We start from the raw sequence: 17,756 nt of genomic DNA, 5'->3' as shown, positions 1-17,756 counted from the left end.
CCCGACGAGTGGTATAGGCTGCTTCCTGCCCTTTCGGGCTGTTCATTCAGATGCGGATCGAGTGACTACAACGCCTTGCGCAACGGACTACACATCCGCCAGAATCCGCCGGCTTGTGCGCCTTGGCCCTGCCCCGTAACTTGATCCGCGTCGCTGCCAATCAGCGGCCGGGTTTAGTCGCCCGGTAGGTATATGTAGGTGCATAAGCATCATCAAGTCGGGTATTCCCTATCCCCGCACTCGATGGTGGCTGTGCGCAGGGCGCCCTCGGGCGCGCCGGTAATTCGTATGCCTCCCGGTCGACTAACCTGCGTACAGCCGCCACCCATCTCGTTTAGTCGCGAATCGGTGGTAGCCCTAATAGAGGCAACGATCATGTTCAAAGCAACACCCAATCCCCCCGAAACCGACCCGGTTTCCCCCTACGCCACCCTCAATTCAAAAAAGCTCCACGCCGCCGCCGACAAGGCGCTCGACCATTACCTCAAACCCGACATCAACCACCTCCGTTCATCCAAGGGCCGCGCCATGGAAATGTTCACCGTCGTCCCCGATGCAAACGCCGAAGCCCTGACCATCCAGACCTACGAAACCTTTTCGTCGGTCAGCATTCTGCTGCTCGACCTGGCCGAAAGCCTGGACGACAAGCCGCGGCATCTGGCGATGGCGATTTATCAGTTGAGTGAGTTGGGGTTGTTGCTGGTGGAAAGGTCGCTGGAGAACGAGATGGCGATCAAAACGACATAGCAATAGATATGTAGCAGCTGGCGCAGCCTGCGTTCGGCTGCGTAGCAGTCGTAAAATCAGAGCTCGCGGTGAATCAGGTAGACCGTGCATCTCGGGTTTACGACTGCTGCGCAGCCGAACGCAGGCTGCGCCAGCTGCTACAGGTTGCGGACTTTCAGGCAGAGGCCGGCAACGGCTGAAAACTAAAGTACTGCTTCAAGGCGCTGACCAACTGCCCATACTCTGGCGGTGCCCGTTGCAGGCTGAACCCGGCGTCATAGTGGTGAGGTGTGGTGTCTTCATGGCACCACAGGCAACACGCCTGAAGATCAATGACCTGCTGAATGCCGTCGCTGGCGGGGATTTTCAGGCGCAAATCGAAATCGGCGCCGATCATCATCGGCAACTGGCTGATCAGCATCAGCCCGTCTTCGGACACGTTGCCCAGAAAGCCGATGGGTTTGTCGGTGACGCTGTTGAACACTCTTAGAAAATACGGCAGTTGATGCCGCTCGATCCGGCGGTCAGTGAACATGCGCAAATGGCCCAGCAAGGCTCTTAAGCAGAGCCGCACTAATGCTTCGGAACGGGCCTGCTTCTTTTTATACAGAGGCCTAGGCGCGCTCTCCCCGATCCCGGTGCGACAGTCCACAACGCCGCTGTCGCTTACTCCTGCCGATCACAGGTGTTACCTCGATTAGAAGCAAGGCTCTAAACCGATCTATTCGACTATAGCTCACCACCGCCGGTGAGCCAGCCTTTGAAGGTCCACTGCCATCAGAACTGCGTCGGGCGCACGACCGCAGCGGCACTGCGCAGCGGATAGTGGCCCAGCGACTGCAAGGTTTCCAGGCGGGCGCGGGCGCGGAAGGCGTATTCACTTTGCGGGTACGAGGCGATGATGAACTGGTAGGTTTGCGCCGCATCGACAAACAGTTTCTGGCGCTCCAGACACAGCCCGCGCAACATCGACACTTCCGGCCACACATAAGGCCGCGCGCGGCTGGCGCGCTCGACTTTGGACAGTTCGAGCGTCACCTGCTCGCAGTTGCCGCGGTCGTAGGCGCTGTAGGCGTTATTCAAATGATGGTTCATCGACCAACGGGTGCAGCCCGTGACGCTGAGGACACTGATGGCAAGGGCGGCAATGGGCACGAATCGCATGGGGGTTCTCCTGTCTTGAGCTCTGTATCGGCCCGTGAGCAGAAATCTTCAGGAATGTTCGGTTAAAGATATAAACGAATAAGTAGTGCATATGAACAATGACTACAACTTCGGACCATAGTAGCCTCACTCAGCGCTTGAACTCAGGAGTCTATGCATGTCCGTCCGTCGCACCAAAATCGTCGCTACCCTTGGCCCGGCCAGTAACTCGCCGGAAGTTCTCGAACAGCTGATTCTGGCTGGCCTGGACGTCGCCCGCCTGAACTTCTCCCACGGCACCCCCGACGAGCACAAGGCTCGCGCGAAGCTGGTGCGTGACCTCGCTGCCAAGCACGGCCGCTTCGTCGCCCTGCTGGGTGACCTGCAAGGCCCGAAAATCCGTATCGCCAAATTCGCCAACAAGAAGATCGAGCTGAAGATCGGTGATCAATTCACCTTCTCCACCAGCCATCCTCTGACCGAAGGCACCCAGACCGTCGTCGGTATCGACTACCCGGACCTGGTCAAGGACTGCGGCGTGGGCGACGAGCTGCTGCTCGACGACGGTCGCGTGGTGATGCGCGTTGATACCGCCAATGCCACCGAGCTGAACTGCACCGTACTGATCGGCGGTCCGCTGTCCGACCATAAAGGCATCAACCGTCGCGGTGGCGGCCTGACCGCACCGGCCCTGACTGAAAAAGACAAGGCCGACATCAAGCTCGCTGCCGAGATGCAGGTCGACTACCTCGCCGTGTCTTTCCCGCGTGACGCCGCCGACATGGAATACGCCCGTCAACTGCGCGACGAAGCCGGCGGTACTGCCTGGCTGGTGGCGAAGATCGAACGCGCCGAAGCCGTGGCCGACGACGAAACCCTCGACGCCCTGATCAATGCATCCGACGCCGTCATGGTGGCTCGTGGTGACCTGGGTGTGGAAATCGGCGACGCCGAGCTGGTGGGCATTCAGAAGAAAATCATTCTGCACGCACGCCGCCACAACAAAGCTGTGATCGTAGCGACCCAGATGATGGAGTCGATGATCCAGAACCCGATGCCGACCCGTGCCGAAGTGTCCGACGTCGCCAACGCCGTGCTCGACTACACCGACGCCGTGATGCTCTCGGCTGAAAGTGCTGCCGGTTTGTATCCGCTGGAAGCGGTGCAAGCCATGGCGCGCATCTGCATCGGCGCTGAAAAGCACCCGACCAGCAAGACCTCCAGCCACCGCATCGGCAAGGTCTTCGAAAGCTGCGACCAGAGCATCGCCCTGGCGGCGATGTACACCGCCAACCACTTCCCGGGTGTGAAGGCGATCATCGCCCTGACCGAAAGTGGCTACACGCCGTTGATCATGTCGCGCATCCGTTCTTCGGTGCCGATCTACGCGTTCTCCCCGCACCGCGAAACCCAGGCCCGCGCGGCCATGTTCCGTGGCGTGTACACCGTACCGTTCGACCCGGCATCGCTGCCGCCTGAGCAAGTCAGCCAGGCCGCGATCGACGAGTTGCTCAAGCGCGGTGTCGTGGAGAAAGGCGACTGGGTCATCCTGACCAAGGGCGACAGCTACCACACCATCGGCGGCACCAACGGGATGAAAATCCTGCACGTTGGCGACCCGATGGTCTGAGTCGACCGCTGAAAAACAAAAGCCCCGCCATGTGAATGGCGGGGCTTTTTGCGTTATTGCGGGCAAGAGAGGGAGAAAACGGGGGGCATTTTTTACAGCATTAATTATACGCCCCCCAACGGACTAGCGATTTAGATAGCCGGAGACTGGTTCAGCGCTAAGCAGTCAAATCTCAGTTAGTCGTCGGAGGATTGATAAGTGGCTCGAACGCAAAGACCGCCTTGCGAAGTCAACCTTCCGAACCCACATATTGACGCACAGGGGAGTCTATACCTTTGACATCAAACTCTCCTTTCACAGTGAAACCAACGCCGAGCAAATCAAATGTCCCAACAAGGTGGTCCGAACCAGAAAACGTGATGGACACCGCACCAGTAAGGCCATACACCTGAGGAAAGCTGGCTTCTGAAAAACGCATGAGACCTGTCCCATACAAGACGCTTCGCTTACCAGGAACAAGCCCTAATGGAAGCCAAATAGTTAATAAATCCTGGTCACCATTTCCATAATCAGCAAGTCCCGCAACAAATTGTTTGTCGACCCCGACTACTCGAGTGACCTCTTTTGTATCGAATAATGGTCGGACTGGGAGCGAAATTTGGCCCTTCATATTCCCCACGCTCAAAGTGCTGAAATCTTTGATATTTATAAACATAGCAATTCCTTGAATAAATAGTGGCAGCACCCTGAACAGGTCGCCTCAAAAAGATTTAAATCCCAACCAGAGCAAACATCTACTGTCATATCTGACAGTCAACAATAACTATTAGCTATAAAAAACAATTTATTAATTCAAATACCAGCATGACAAAGTGTAAGTTTCTACTTAATGATCATGTACACTGCCGACCACTCCGAAGCTTTAAGGCCTGCCGCCTGAGCAAGTCAGATGAAAAACAACAGTCCCGCCATGTGAATGGCAGGGCCTTGGCGTCATTGAGGGCAGAATAGGGAAAAAACGGTCAAAACTCAGTTAGCCGTCCGTGGATTGCTAAGTGGCTCGAACGTAAAGGCCACCTTGCGATGTCAACCATCCGACCTCTCATAATTACGCCCAATGTCTAAACCTGTGGTATCAAACTCCCCGTTCACGGTGAAATTAACGCCCTTCAAATTAAATGTCCCAACAAGGCGATCTGAATCAGAAAGCGTGATGGACACCTCACCACTAAAGTTATAAAACTCTGGATACTCGGCTTCTTTTAAACGTATGAGACCTGTCCCCGGCAAGACGCTTTGCTTACCCTGAACAAGTCCTGATGGAAACCAAATAGTTAATAAATCCTGGTTCCCATTTCCATAATCGGCAAGTCCCGCAACGAATTGTTTGTCGAGATCATGCCATACTGCTCGACTGACATCTTCTGTATAGAATGATGGTCGGAACGGGAGCGAAATTTGGCACTTCATGTTCCCCACGCTCAAAGCGCTAGATTTTTTGATGTTAATTAACATAACGAATCCTTGATTAAATAGTGGCAGCACCCTGAACAGGTCGCTTCAAAAAGATTTAAATCCCAACCAGAGCAAACATCTACTGTCATATCTGACAGTCAACAAGAACCATTAGTTATAAAAAACAATTCATCAATTCAAATATCAGCGCAACAAAATATAGGTTTCAAGCGCGGCGTCGTGGAGAAAGGCGACTGGGTCATCCTGACCAAGGGCGACAGCTACCACACCATCGGCGGCACCAACGGGATGAAAATCCTGCACGTTGGCGACCCGATGGTCTGAGTGATCGAGCGCTGAAAACCAAAAGCCCCGCCATGTGAATGGCGGGGCTTTTTGATTTCTGATTCAGAAGATGTGTTGTTTGGGCTGACCTCTTCGCGAGCAGGCTCGCTCCCACATTGGATCTGTGGCATTCACAAAATCCCTGTGGGAGCGAGCCTGCTCGCGAAGAGGCCCGCCCAGTCACCGCAAACTCAATGCCGTTTGATAAACCCGGTCAACGCCGCAATCGCTTCCGGCGAGCGCAGCCGTTGGGTGAACTGTGCGCTCTCTTCTTCTATTGCCTTGCGCAGCAACTCCCGATCCGGCGCTTTCATCAATTGCTTGCTGATACGCACCGCCTCCGGTGGCAGCGCCTCGAAACGCAACGCCATCTCCCGCGCCTTGGCCAACGCCGCCTCGCCACTGCCCAAGGCTTCGGTCGCAATGCCCCACTCGGCAGCTTGTTCACCGCTGAAACCTTCGCCCAGCAGCAACAATTCGGCGGCTTTGGCCTGCCCGAGCAGTCGCGGCAGGAGCAGGCTGGCACCGAACTCCGGGCAGAGCCCGAGATTAACGAACGGCATGCGCAACCGCGCGTCACGGCTGACGTAAACCAGATCGCAATGCAGCAGCATCGTCGTGCCAATGCCCACCGCGGCACCGGCTACGGCGGCAATCACCGGTTTACGGCATTCGAGCAGGGTGACCATGAACTGAAACACCGGGCTGTCGAGGTTGCTCGGCGGTTGCTCGAGGAAATCAGCGATATCGTTACCGGCGGTGAAACATTCAGCAGACCCAGTAATCAGCACGGCGTTGATTTCAGGGTCGGCATCAGCCTGTTTCAGCGCTTCGGCCAAGTGGCTGTACATCGCGCGGGTCAGGGCGTTTTTCTTGTCGGGGCGGTTGAGGCGCAGGGTCAGCAGACCGCGCTCACGTTCAAATTGGATGGCATCGCTCATGGTCGGTCTCGCGTCTGAAAGTCAGCGCTCAACCACGGAGAACAAAGACATCCGCCAGCAGTTGATTGCGCGGCAATCCCGCCAGGTACAAGCGCCGGGCAAAGGCGTCGACGCTGTCGGGGGCCCCGCAGAGTAAGGCCAGGGTTTGCCGGGAAACAAGCCGCAGTTGCACCAAAGCCTCTGGCAACTCGGCCGGGCTCCAGAACTCGACACTCAGGTTCGCACGGCCATCAGCCATGGCTTGCAGAGGTTTGGCCAGGTAATGCTCCTCGGCATCATGGGCCAGGTGAATGACGCGAATGGCGCCTTGGTGATCCTGGCGCAACGCCTCACGCAAGACACCGAACAACGGCCCCAAACCCGTGCCGGCGGCCATCAGCCAAAGCGGTCGGGTGTTCCAGTCCGGGTCGTAATGCAGTGCCCCACCGCGCAACTCGCCGAGGCGGATCGAATCGCCGATTTTGAATTGACGGGCCGCATCGCTGAATTCCCCCGGCTGACGACAATCGAGATGGAACTCCAGAAAGCGGTCTTCTTCCGGCAGGCTGGCCAGCGAATACGGGCGCGCCACGTTGCCCGCCCACAACACCAGATGCTGCCCGGCGCTGTAGCGCAACGGACGCTCGGGGATCAGGCGCAAACGCAACACGCTGGCGCTCAGCCAATCGACAGCCGCTACCTCGGCCGGGCGGCCGTCCTGCTGAGGATCGAAGGTGTGCACCTGCAAGTCCTCGACCACCTGACACTGGCACGCCAGGCGCCAGCCTTGCTGTCGTTGTTCTGCACTCAGGGCGTCGGGGCGGCTGTCACTCGGCAGCCCTTGTACACATTGCACCAGACACGCATGGCAACTGCCGGCGCGACAGCTGTAGGGCACCGATACGCCGTTCTGATTCAACGCATCGAGCAGGTTGCTGCCCGCCGGCACCGACCATTGGCGTTCGCCGACGCGTAACTCAGGCATCGACGTTCTCCCACGCCGCCGCGCAACGATTGCGGCCGTCACGCTTGGCGCGATAGAGCGCCTGATCGGCGCGCTGCAAGGCTTCGTCGAGATCGTCGCCCAGCTCAAGCAATGTCATGCCCGCCGACAAACTCAGATGGCTGACGTTGAGGCCGATCAATTCGACATCTGTGAACGCGATGCGCAACCGTTCGCAACACGAGGTCAGGCGTTCGGCGTTGCAGTCGGGCAGCAACACCACGAATTCTTCGCCGCCGTAACGGGCCAGAACATCGCCATCGCGCAAGCAGGCCGTGGCCACCCCGGCAAAGGCTTGCAGCACCTGATCACCGGCGGCATGGCCGTGCACATCGTTGATCCGTTTGAAATGGTCGAGGTCGATCAGCGCCAGGCCATGCACGACACCGGCGTCCATGGCCTTCAGCTCACGGGAGGCCAGACGCAGGAAATGCCGGCGATTGAACATCCCGGTCAGTTCGTCGGTGGCCACCAGGTCTTCGAGCTGGCGCATCATCCCGCGCAGGGTGTCCTGATGCGCCTGCAAGGCGAATCGGCGCTGGCGCATGCGTTGACGGGAGGTCTGGACGTAACGGGCATAAAGCTCCAGCCAGACCAACACGATGAGTAGCACGCACACCTGCAACGCGGCCAGCGCCGGGTCGGGTAACTGGAAGTGGTAGCCCTCCCACAGCGTGATCGCGCTGAAACTGACGAACACCAACAGCGTGCACCGCAGAAAGGCAATGCGCGAAAGATGAAACAACCCGAACAGCAGAATCAGCACGTAAAACACCAGAAACGCGCCGCGTGCTTCATCCAGATTGGCGATCAGCCAGGTTTGCCAACCCAACCCCAGCAACACTTGCGCTTCGGTCAGGCTGGGGTCGGAAAAACGCAGGTTGCAGCCGCTGTAAAACACCGCGAACAACGCCGCCTGGCTGATGACCACCAGCGCACTACCGATGGCCACGCTGGCCAGGGATTCATCGTAATGCCCCGTGAAAAACGCCAGCCACAACAGCAGCAAGGCCAGGGCGTAGGTGCCGGCTGCGAGGGCAAAACGTTTGAGTAACAGGCGCTGGATGGCGTTATGCGTCAATCGTTGACTCACCGTGCGAAAGAAGGCTGCTTGAGTGTCCTACTCTACAGACCGAATGCCACTTTAGTAGCGTGCCTGATAAATGACCATTCAATTTTAAGAGCGGAAAACTGGCGTCAAAGGCATGACCTCCCGATCCCTGCTTATCGCCAAGTGCATTACCTGTGGCGAGGGGATTTATCCCCGTTCGACTGCGAAGCAGTCGTCAAGCCGACGCATGCGGTGTACCTGGTCCACCGAGGTGCAGCTTTCGGGGCGGCTTCGCCACCCAACGGGGATAAATCCCCTCGCCACAAGTTGACTACCGGCGGGTGTACCCGGAACCGAGGCGCGTTATACTGCCGCGCCTTTTTAGCGTCGCGCCAGCAGCCCCGGCGTGCCTTGAAAGGTGCTTGCAACCGACCGATGTACCCAAGCTGCAAGCACCTTATTGAATGTTCCCGTCTTTTAGAGGAGCGCGACTCATGACCGTGATCAAGCAAGACGACCTGATTCAGAGCGTTGCCGACGCCCTGCAGTTCATTTCCTATTACCACCCCGTTGACTTCATCCAGGCGATGCACGAAGCCTACCTGCGCGAAGAATCGCCAGCGGCCCGTGACTCCATGGCGCAAATCCTGATCAACTCGCGGATGTGCGCCACCGGCCACCGCCCGATCTGCCAGGACACCGGCATCGTTACCGTCTTCGTTCGCGTGGGCATGGACGTACGTTGGGATGGCGCCACCATGGGCCTGGACGACATGATCAACGAAGGCGTGCGCCGGGCTTACAACCTGCCGGAAAACGTCCTGCGTGCCTCGATCCTCGCCGACCCGGCGGGCGCTCGTAAAAACACCAAGGACAACACCCCGGCCGTTATCCACTACTCCATCGTTCCGGGTAACACCGTGGAAGTGGACGTGGCAGCCAAGGGCGGCGGTTCCGAGAACAAGTCGAAAATGGCCATGCTCAACCCGTCCGACTCGATCGTCGACTGGGTGCTGAAAACCGTTCCGGAAATGGGCGCTGGCTGGTGCCCACCGGGCATGCTCGGCATCGGCATCGGCGGCACCGCCGAGAAAGCCGCCGTCATGGCCAAGGAAGTGTTGATGGAATCCATCGACATTCACGAGCTGAAAGCACGCGGCCCGCAGAATCGTATCGAAGAGATGCGTCTGGAGCTGTTCGAGAAGGTCAACCAACTGGGCATCGGCGCTCAGGGCCTGGGTGGCCTGACCACCGTACTCGACGTGAAGATCATGGATTACCCGACCCACGCCGCTTCGTTGCCGGTGTGCATGATCCCGAACTGCGCCGCCACTCGTCACGCGCACTTCGTGCTCGACGGTTCCGGTCCGGCCTCGCTGGAAGCGCCACCGCTGGACGCCTACCCGGAAATCGTCTGGGAAGCCGGCCCGTCGGCCCGTCGCGTCAACCTCGACACCCTGACCCCGGAAGACGTGCAGAGCTGGAAGCCGGGCGAAACCGTCCTGCTCAACGGCAAAATGCTCACCGGTCGCGACGCCGCGCACAAGCGCATGGTCGAGATGCTGAACAAGGGTGAAACCCTGCCAGTGGACCTGAAAGGTCGCTTCATCTACTACGTCGGCCCGGTTGATCCGGTGCGCGAAGAAGTGGTGGGCCCTGCCGGTCCGACTACCGCGACGCGAATGGACAAGTTCACCCGTCAGATCCTCGAGCAAACCGGCCTGTTGGGCATGATCGGCAAATCCGAGCGCGGCCCAACCGCGATCGAAGCGATCAAAGACCACAAAGCCGTTTACCTGATGGCGGTCGGCGGCGCGGCTTACCTGGTGGCACAAGCCATCAAGAAATCCCGCGTGGTGGCTTTCGCCGAACTGGGCATGGAAGCGATCTACGAGTTCGACGTGAAAGACATGCCAGTGACCGTTGCGGTCGACAGCAAGGGCGAGTCGGTTCACATCACCGGTCCTGCCATCTGGCAGAAAAAGATCAGTGAAAGCCTGGCGGTCGAAGTGCAGTAAGCGCTTCAACCTGCCACCACGGCCGGGTCATCTTCTCAGATGCCCGGCCGTTTTTTTTGGTTTCACTTTTACTATTCGCTATATAACGCAGTCTTTTCCACGTTATTCGGTCTAAAAAACCGGCCTTACCTGTCATATCTGACAGGTCACGCCGCCTGCTGGTCTTGTTAGCTTTGCTTCATCACGCGATACCGTTGCCACGCGCGGGCGCCAAGCCAAAACAGGATCAGCCCCATGGAAGAACAAGCCTCCCTGAGCATCACTGAACCCTCCATCGCCAAGAGTGCTTCCATTGCCACCATTGGCAAAAGCTGGGGATCGGTCGGCGTGACGGGCAGTGTCTCGTTCGAGTTGCCGCTGCCCCTTTCAGCAGGGCGCGGTTTCGATCCCGCCATGGCGCTGAGCTATGACAGCCAGGGCGGTAACGGTCCGTTCGGCATTGGCTGGCGTTTGGGCACCAGTGCCATCACCCGCCGGACCAGCAAGGGGGTGCCCGATTACCTCGACGTCGACATCATGGTCGGCCCCGGTGGCGAGGAGTTGATGCCCGAGCTGGATGACGAGGGCAAGCCAAAGACCAGAACCGTGGCCAAATACCACGAGCTCGATATTGGCGAGCACCGCGTGGTGCGCTACTGGCCGCGGATCGAGAGTTCGTTCGACCTGATCGAGCTCTGGCAACCGGAGGAAAAGCCGCCCTTCTGGCTGGTGCACGGGGCCGATGGCAGTCTTCATGTCTACGGCAAGACTGACGCTTCGCGCCGTGCCGAGCCTGTCGACCCGGCCAACGCCAACGCGCCGCAACGTATCGGTGTGTGGTTGCTGCTCGAAAGCATGAACCCCCATGGCGAACACATCTGTTTCGACTACAAACCCGAAGATCAGGCTCACACCCCGGATGACTCGCACGACTATCGTGCCCAGCGCTACCTGCACCGGGTGTGTTACGGCAATGCCGAGGCCAGCAAAGACTTGTATGCCTGGACGGAGGAAAATTTGGCGAACCTGGCCTGGCATTTCCACCTGCTGTTCGACTACGGCGAACGGACTGCTGATCTGGAAGAGAAACCGCTCTACGGCCCGCCGTTCGATGCGCCCGGCGAGGGTTATGGTGAGTGGCAATTGCGCGACGATCCCTTCCATAGCTACACCTATGGTTTCGAACTGGGCACCCGACGCCTGTGCCATCAGGTCTTGATGTTTCACCATTTCCCCGCAAAACCGGAACAAAAACCGGCGCTGATTCGGCGATTGCTGCTGAAATACCAGACGACTGCGCAGGCGTACACCCAACTGGATGCGGCGCACTATCAAGCGTACGACGCCAGTGACGCGGTGGAAGACATGCCACCGGTGGAGTTCGACTATTCAGGCTTCGAACTCAATAAGCTGTCGAAAGAGTTTTTCCCCTTCGAAAACATGCCCGGCATCGAGGACGGCGCGCACCACCAATGCGTTGATCTGTTTGGTGAAGGCGTGCCCGGATTTATCTGTCGTTACGACCAGAGCTGGTACTACCGCGAACCCTTGCGCGCGCCGACGGGGGCCGACGACATCCACTATGGCCCATGGACAGAACTGACCCGCATCCCTGTGGCCGATCGCAATCAACCGACCTATCAGGCGTTGACCGATCTGACCGGCGACGGCCGGCTCGACTGGATCCTCGCCTCACCCGGCATGAGCGGTTTCCACACCCTGAATTCCGATCGCAGCTGGTCAGAGTTCATTCCCTTTACAGCGTTCCCGGTGGAGTTCTTCCACACGCTTTCACAGTCTGGCGACTTGATGGGCGACGGGCTCAGTTCGATGGCGCTGATCGGCCCGCGCAGCGTGCGCCTGTACGCCAACCGGCGTGAGGGTGGTTTCGCCCAAGGCCAGGACGTCGAGCACAAACCGGACACCGACTGCCTGCCGCTGTTCAGCAACTCACGCAGCGAACTGGTGATGCTGGGCAACTTGCTGGGCAGTGATATGACTGAGCTGTGCCGCATCCGGCACGATGAAATCAAATGCTGGCCGAACCTGGGCCACGGTCGGTTCGGCAAGGGTTTTGTCATGAGTGCCCTGCCCTTCGACTACGCGACATTCGACGCGGCGCGCGTGCGAATTGCCGACCTCGACGGCTCCGGCGCACCGGCACTGATTTATCTGAAGTCCGACTGTTTCGAGATCTATTTGAATCACGGCGGCAATGGTCTGGAGCTGATCCCCGTCACGGTCCCTTGGCCCGACGGCATCCGTTACGACAACCTGTGCCAGGTCACCCTCGCCGACCTGCAAGGCCTGGGTTGCGCAAGCCTGATCCTGACGGTGCCGCACATGGCGCCACGGCACTGGCGCTACGATTTCGTCAGCGCCAAGCCTTACATGCTGGTTGCCAGTAATAACAACATGGGTTGCAGTACCCAAGTGGTGTATCGCAGTTCGGCGCAGGAATGGCTGAATGAAAAGCATCGGATACTCAAGCTCAAACGCTTGCCGATTTCCTACTTGCCGTTCCCGGTGCCCGTGGTCAAGCGACAAAGCCAGCTCGATGAAATCACCGGCAATTGCCTGAACCAGTTTTTCCAGTATGAGCAGGGTTATTACGATGGCCTGAACCGGGAGTTTCGCGGCTTTGGACTGCTGCGTCAGACCGATAGCGAAACCGGCGCACGTGAAGAGGACATTGGTTTTACCGCCCCGGCGCTGGTTTGCACCTGGTTTCATACCGGACGGCTGATCGACCTGCCACGCGATGGCTATTTCAACCGTGACTCCGAAGCTTGTGATTTGAAACCCACGCTGTTCTGCCAGTATCACCGCAACGACGCTTTCGATGACCCGATCCCGCCGCCCGATGAAGCCACCGCCCACGAAATCGCCCGCGCCCTCGCAGGTTCGGTACGGCGCGTGGAGACCTACGCCGCCGGCGATGACCTGGCCACAGCGGTGCCTTTCGCGGTGGAGGAAAGCCGTTACAAGGTCCGCGAACTGCGCAAAAAGGGAGACCATGACGCTTACCCGATCATGCTGCCCTTGCAACTGGAGAAGATCAGCTACCAGTACGAGCGCTTCATGAACGACCCTCTGTGCCGACATGAAATCACCTTGGGCCATGACGAGTTCGGTCTGCCTGTGCATGCCATCACGGTCAGCTATGCACGGCGCAGAAACCCGGATGATGACGAACCGCCGTTCGATGACGCTGATGAAAACCAATGGTGGACGGATGCCCATGACCCGGCCCAACAGTCCTACTACCTGAACGAAACCCGCGCCGAGTTCATTCACTTGAAGGAGGATCTGCAAGGCTGGCGACTGGGCCTGCCTTATCTGCAACGTGGTAATGCGTTGGTACTGCCCAAGAAGCCAGCATCCGGGGGGCTCGCCCCCGCAGACATTTCCTATGAAGGGTTTATCGATCTGTACGCCTCGCCCGAATGGGTCGCTCAGAGGCTACTGACCACGCAGTCGGTCCATCGCTACCTCAAGACTGACGATCGAACAACAGTGCTTCCCGATAAAGAAGCCGACTTCGAGGCACTGCGGGCACCGCTGGAAATCGCACAACTGGACAAGACCGCGCTGGATGTCTACGGCGCCTTGCCGTCACCCTTCGACATCAGAAAGGAACTGGCCAACATCGGGTACCACCCCATGAAGCTCTTTCTGGAGGAGGACCCTGTTGAAGACGCCAAACAAAATCTGTGGTCGTCTGACTACAATTTTGCCGAGTATGCAGACCTCAACAATTTTTACAGGGTGCAGCAGTTTCGCGAAACCCAAAGCCACGGCGACACCAAAGCCGAATATGACGCCTACAGTTTGGCGATCATTCGCGTCGAACTACCGGACGGTTGCAGTACCCGTGTTGAGTACGATTACCACGCCGTACAACCCTGGCGCATCATCGATGCCAATGACAATATCGAGGAGGCCCTTTACGAACCGTCCGGCCAACCGCTCGCCATCAGCTTCTATGGCACCGAAGGCGGCGAGAAGGTCGGTTTTCGCCCCCTCTGCGAACACGAACTTCCCGAGAACCATCGTCCGGACCCGGCGATCGAAAACCCGGAACTCGCCCTGCAACAAGCCGCCAGCGTGTTGCGCAAGGACCTGTTCAGCTGGATGGGCGAACTCCCCGATTCCGTAAGGCAAACGCCTGACTGGCTAACTACCTGGATCGCACAAGGTGACGTGCTACCCAGTCTGCACATTCGCGCCAGCGCCCGCCGTCGCCTGTCTCGGCTCAAGTCCCTGACCGAGCCTGAACAAGCGCTGCTCAACCTGATCAACTTGGCTCCCCGCGAACCGGTGCACAGTGTTGTCCTCACCGCCGACCGCTATCACGACGATGAGCTGCAGAAAATTCAGATCGTCAAAGCCTTTGTGGATGGTTTCGGTCGGCCACTGCAGATCAAACAACGGGTCGAGCCCGGTCTGGCGTTTGTGGTGGAAAACGGTGAGCTGGTGATTGAAAACGGCGAGCCGAAGGTCGCGCATGCCGATTCACGCTGGCGCGTCAGCGAACGTGTGGAATACAACAACAAAGGATTGCCCGTTCGGGTGTTTCGTCCGTACTTCGCCAATGGACACTGCTATATCAATGACCATTCCTTTCGTAAGTTCGGCCATCACGATCAGAACTTTTACGACGTGCTGGGTCGCCTGATCAAGATCATCAACGCCAAAGGGGATGTCGCACTCGAGATCATCCACCCTTGGTATAAAACCAGCCTGGACTTTAATGACACCTATGTTGCGCCGCCTAAAGGTGAGATGAAGGCGGGCAAACAATGACTACCACGGTTCATTGGCGCACCCCGAACCTGACGGTCATTGATAGTCGGGGCTTACCGGTTCGCCAGATCGCGTACTTGCGCAAGGTCGTCAGTGGGCCGCTGGACACTCTGATCACCCGACAGCGGCATGACGCCGCCGGGCGGCTGCTCGAACATTCGGACCCGCGACTGTTCGGGCTCGCCCCCAACCTGACTACGGTCTACCGACTTTCCGGTGAGCCACTAAAGATCGACAGCGTCGATGCCGGCTGGCGTCTGAGCCTGCCAGGGCTCGCCGGTGAAGAACTGCAGCGCTGGGATCAACGCGGCAGTCATTGGCGCACCACCTACGACCCTCAATTGCGCCCGATTGCCATTGAGGAAAACGGCCAGCCAAACGTCGAAACCTTTACCTATGCCGATGTATCCGCCGACCCCGCCCACAACCTGCGCGGCCAACTGACCGAACAACTCGACCGCTCCGGCACCTTGAGTTTCCACAGCTACAGCCTGCTGGGGCAACCACTGCGCGAAACCCGAACCCTTGAGGAGAAGCCCTACCGCAGCAGCCGAATTTACAGCCCGCTGGGCGCGGTGTTGAGCCAGACCGATGCCGGTGATCACCAGCAACAGTCGCGTTACGACATTGCCGGCCAGCTCAAGCAGGTTGAGCTGCGGATCAAAGGCAGCCTGAACTGGCAGTCGGTTTTGCAAGACGCGCAGTACAACGCCGCTGGCCAGATCATCGAACAAAGCGCCGGCAATGACGTACTCAGCACCTGGACCTACGATCCCGCCGATGGGCGCCTGTCCACGCAACGCGCGCAAAAAACAGCCGAGCCGGCGCTGCAAAACTTCGAGTATTTCTACGACCGCGTCGGCAACATCACCCGCCTCGAAGATCACACCTTCCAGCCGCTTTATTTCGCCAACCAGTTCGTCGACGGCCACCGCGACTTCACCTACGACTCGCTGTACCGGCTGACCCGCGCCACCGGTTACGACGATGCGCCGCCGTCGGATATTCCGGGCCGGCCCCAGCCCGGCGATCCCAAAAATCGACTCAACTACACGCAGCACTATGAGTACGATCCCGGCGGCAACCTGATCGAACTGCGTCACGTGCGGGCGGGCGCCTCACACACCCGCGAGATGTGCATCGACCCCACCAGCAATCGCGGCGTGCGCCGGACACCCGATGACGAACCCGACTTCAACACGCTGTTTGACCGCCACGGCAACCTCCAGAACTTGCAACCGGGCAAAGCCTTGCAGTGGAACAGCCTGGACCAACTGGAATCGGTGACGCTGGTCCAACGCGCCAACGCCCCCGATGACCAGGAGTTCTACCGCTACAGCCAGGGCGTGCGCGTGTACAAACGCCATGAAACCCGCACGCTCTCGCTTACTCATTTCCAGGAAGTCATCTACCTGCCGGGCCTGGAAATCCGCACCCGCGACAACGGCGAAGAACTGCACGTGATCACCCTGCCCGGCGGACACGGCAGCGTGCGTTGCCTGCACTGGGCCAGCGGCAAACCCGCAAAGATCGCCGCCGATCAATTGCGCTACAGCCTCGATGACCACTTGGGTTCGTGCGCGATTGAACTCGATCAAGATGCGCACGTGATCAGCCAGGAAGGTTATTACCCGTTCGGCGCCACGGCCTGGTTCGCGCGAGGCAGTCAGTTGGACGTCGACTACAAAACCGTCCGTTACTCGGGCAAGGAAATGGATGACAGTGGGTTGTATTACTACGGCGCGCGTTATTACGCACCGTGGTTGCAACGCTGGGTCAGTGCCGACCCGGCGGGGGATGTGGATGGGCTGAATCTGTATGTGATGGTGGGGAATAATCCACTGACGTACTTCGATCATGAGGGTGGAATCAGGTTGCCATTCGCGATCCTTGAGCAAATCAAGGCTGCATCTGCCAAAGGTGACCGAAGCAAGAAACTTGATTTGAAAATTTTCAGACACCTGCAACTGCTGGATGAGGTCTCCTTAGGCGTACGTGACACCGCCAAGCAAATCATCAATCACCGATCAGCCGAAGAACACGGTCTGTCCAGTGCCAAGCGAACGGGGTACTTTCTGTCCGAAAAAGGCATCTCAGTCGCCGCTGGCGCAGGCGTTGGAGCACTGCTTGGGACTCCACTAGGCCCCCCGGGCATGATCGGAGGAGCATTAATTGGGGCTGCGTCCAGCAAACTCATCAGCATGGGGACGGAATACGTCGGAAAAAAAACCGGGCTTAACACTTCGGTGAGCCTGGAGCAGGGTCGGCTGAACCCGGACAAGCTCATTGCCAAAGTCACCTCCGAAACCTCGGATCATTTCATCACCGATCTACTATCAAAATACCTGCCAACCACAAAAAGCGGGCGAGAAAAACTAGGAAAAGAAGTAGCAACATTGGCATTGAAAAAAGTCCCTTATGCCGGGACTGGTTTGAGCACCGTCTTCAAAGTCGCAGACATCCTTCACGAAGTTAACGCCGCAGGAACCGATCTCACCGAGGACGAGGTCACCCAGCTGGATGGCGACATCACCAACATGATCGGTACCTTGCAACGGGGAAAAAACCGACTGTTAGCCATGATTAAAGAATTCAACAGGGGCGAAGTGCTCGGCTACTCACCACAACGAATCGCAGAGAAAACCGACAAGAGGATCAAAATGTTGAATGATCTACGGGCCGTACTTCATTCAAACTCCAAGAAGATCACAGCGGTGTAACTCAACCATGCGCAAGCCCT

Annotated in this window: 12 protein-coding genes and 1 pseudogene; 6 read left to right on the top strand and 7 right to left on the bottom strand. The window is 58.2% G+C overall.

All coding sequences use genetic code 11. The features are described 5' to 3' along the window. The first annotated feature begins 375 nt into the window (after positions 1-375). A complete protein-coding gene (locus ACYZTW_RS07030) occupies positions 376-747 on the top strand; it encodes a DUF6124 family protein (RefSeq protein WP_462004286.1) in 372 nt (123 codons plus the stop codon). Positions 748-901: 154 nt separating this feature from the next. On the opposite strand, the gene ACYZTW_RS07025 is transcribed toward ACYZTW_RS07030, so the two are convergent. Together ACYZTW_RS07025 and ACYZTW_RS07020 are read right to left on the bottom strand one after the other, a co-directional pair. Next, complete coding sequence (locus ACYZTW_RS07025; RefSeq protein WP_462004285.1) at positions 902-1,261, bottom strand: PilZ domain-containing protein; 360 nt, start codon at positions 1,259-1,261, stop codon at positions 902-904. Between the two features lie 242 nt (positions 1,262-1,503). Then, complete coding sequence (locus ACYZTW_RS07020) at positions 1,504-1,890, bottom strand: tetratricopeptide repeat protein (protein WP_462004284.1); 387 nt, start codon at positions 1,888-1,890, stop codon at positions 1,504-1,506. A 157-nt stretch (positions 1,891-2,047) separates the two neighbouring features. On the opposite strand from ACYZTW_RS07020, the gene pyk reads away from it, so the two are divergent. Next, positions 2,048-3,499, top strand: coding sequence for a pyruvate kinase (gene pyk, locus ACYZTW_RS07015; RefSeq protein WP_462004283.1), 1,452 nt, complete (start codon positions 2,048-2,050; stop codon positions 3,497-3,499). Between the two features lie 229 nt (positions 3,500-3,728). Here the strand turns inward: pyk and ACYZTW_RS07010 are convergent, their stop codons facing one another. Both ACYZTW_RS07010 and ACYZTW_RS07005 read right to left on the bottom strand, forming a co-directional pair. Beyond that, positions 3,729-4,154: a hypothetical protein gene (locus ACYZTW_RS07010; protein ID WP_462004282.1), complete on the bottom strand. Its 426-nt coding sequence runs from the start codon at positions 4,152-4,154 to the stop codon at positions 3,729-3,731. A gap of 371 nt (positions 4,155-4,525) precedes the next feature. Then, a complete protein-coding gene (locus ACYZTW_RS07005) occupies positions 4,526-4,954 on the bottom strand; it encodes a hypothetical protein (RefSeq protein WP_462004281.1) in 429 nt (142 codons plus the stop codon). 168 nt (positions 4,955-5,122) lie between these two features. Here ACYZTW_RS07005 and ACYZTW_RS07000 point away from each other — a divergent pair. After that, positions 5,123-5,239 (top strand): annotated as a pseudogene (locus tag ACYZTW_RS07000) (hypothetical protein); the annotation flags it as partial. 191 nt (positions 5,240-5,430) lie between these two features. On the opposite strand, the gene ACYZTW_RS06995 reads toward ACYZTW_RS07000, so the two are convergent. From ACYZTW_RS06995 to ACYZTW_RS06985, 3 genes are read right to left on the bottom strand one after another with little or no spacing between them, the layout of a single operon-like run. Then, positions 5,431-6,180, bottom strand: a complete 750-nt coding sequence (locus tag ACYZTW_RS06995; RefSeq protein WP_462004280.1) for an enoyl-CoA hydratase-related protein — start codon at positions 6,178-6,180, stop codon at positions 5,431-5,433. 28 nt (positions 6,181-6,208) lie between these two features. Continuing rightward, entirely contained in the window at positions 6,209-7,144 is a 936-nt protein-coding gene (locus tag ACYZTW_RS06990; RefSeq protein ID WP_462004279.1) for an iron-sulfur-binding ferredoxin reductase, read from the bottom strand. After that, positions 7,137-8,243: a GGDEF domain-containing protein gene (locus tag ACYZTW_RS06985; protein ID WP_462004278.1), complete on the bottom strand. Its 1,107-nt coding sequence runs from the start codon at positions 8,241-8,243 to the stop codon at positions 7,137-7,139. The genes ACYZTW_RS06990 and ACYZTW_RS06985 overlap by 8 nt, the downstream gene beginning before the upstream one ends. 464 nt (positions 8,244-8,707) lie before the next feature. Between ACYZTW_RS06985 and ACYZTW_RS06980 the strand changes: the two genes are divergently transcribed. The 3 genes from ACYZTW_RS06980 to ACYZTW_RS06970 all read left to right on the top strand — a co-directional run bounded on the left by ACYZTW_RS06980 (position 8,708) and on the right by ACYZTW_RS06970 (position 17,736). Beyond that, the gene (locus ACYZTW_RS06980) at positions 8,708-10,231 is read left to right on the top strand and encodes a fumarate hydratase (RefSeq protein ID WP_129437918.1); all 1,524 of its coding nucleotides are present in this window, start codon (positions 8,708-8,710) and stop codon (positions 10,229-10,231) included. A 234-nt stretch (positions 10,232-10,465) separates the two neighbouring features. After that, on the top strand, positions 10,466-15,016 hold the full coding sequence (locus tag ACYZTW_RS06975) for a SpvB/TcaC N-terminal domain-containing protein (protein ID WP_462004277.1): 4,551 nt from the start codon (positions 10,466-10,468) through the stop codon (positions 15,014-15,016). Beyond that, positions 15,013-17,736: an RHS repeat-associated core domain-containing protein gene (locus ACYZTW_RS06970; RefSeq protein ID WP_462004276.1), complete on the top strand. Its 2,724-nt coding sequence runs from the start codon at positions 15,013-15,015 to the stop codon at positions 17,734-17,736. The genes ACYZTW_RS06975 and ACYZTW_RS06970 overlap by 4 nt, the downstream gene beginning before the upstream one ends. Positions 17,737-17,756: the final 20 nt, after the last annotated feature.

This window comes from Pseudomonas sp. LB3P25, from assembly GCF_054897985.1.
This window is presented reverse-complemented; position numbering and strand designations above follow the sequence as displayed.

What these genes read in the sequence shown, in the direction of transcription:
- ACYZTW_RS07030 (WP_462004286.1), top strand. Translation starts at nt 376, where the DNA reads ATGTTCAAAGCAACACCCAATCCCCCCGAAACCGACCCGGTTTCCCCC.
- ACYZTW_RS07025 (WP_462004285.1), bottom strand. Translation starts at nt 1,261, where the DNA reads ATGTTCACTGACCGCCGGATCGAGCGGCATCAACTGCCGTATTTTCTA.
- ACYZTW_RS07020 (WP_462004284.1), bottom strand. Translation starts at nt 1,890, where the DNA reads ATGCGATTCGTGCCCATTGCCGCCCTTGCCATCAGTGTCCTCAGCGTC.
- pyk (WP_462004283.1), top strand. Translation starts at nt 2,048, where the DNA reads ATGTCCGTCCGTCGCACCAAAATCGTCGCTACCCTTGGCCCGGCCAGT.
- ACYZTW_RS07010 (WP_462004282.1), bottom strand. Translation starts at nt 4,154, where the DNA reads ATGTTTATAAATATCAAAGATTTCAGCACTTTGAGCGTGGGGAATATG.
- ACYZTW_RS07005 (WP_462004281.1), bottom strand. Translation starts at nt 4,954, where the DNA reads ATGTTAATTAACATCAAAAAATCTAGCGCTTTGAGCGTGGGGAACATG.
- ACYZTW_RS06995 (WP_462004280.1), bottom strand. Translation starts at nt 6,180, where the DNA reads ATGAGCGATGCCATCCAATTTGAACGTGAGCGCGGTCTGCTGACCCTG.
- ACYZTW_RS06990 (WP_462004279.1), bottom strand. Translation starts at nt 7,144, where the DNA reads ATGCCTGAGTTACGCGTCGGCGAACGCCAATGGTCGGTGCCGGCGGGC.
- ACYZTW_RS06980 (WP_129437918.1), top strand. Translation starts at nt 8,708, where the DNA reads ATGACCGTGATCAAGCAAGACGACCTGATTCAGAGCGTTGCCGACGCC.
- ACYZTW_RS06975 (WP_462004277.1), top strand. Translation starts at nt 10,466, where the DNA reads ATGGAAGAACAAGCCTCCCTGAGCATCACTGAACCCTCCATCGCCAAG.
- ACYZTW_RS06970 (WP_462004276.1), top strand. Translation starts at nt 15,013, where the DNA reads ATGACTACCACGGTTCATTGGCGCACCCCGAACCTGACGGTCATTGAT.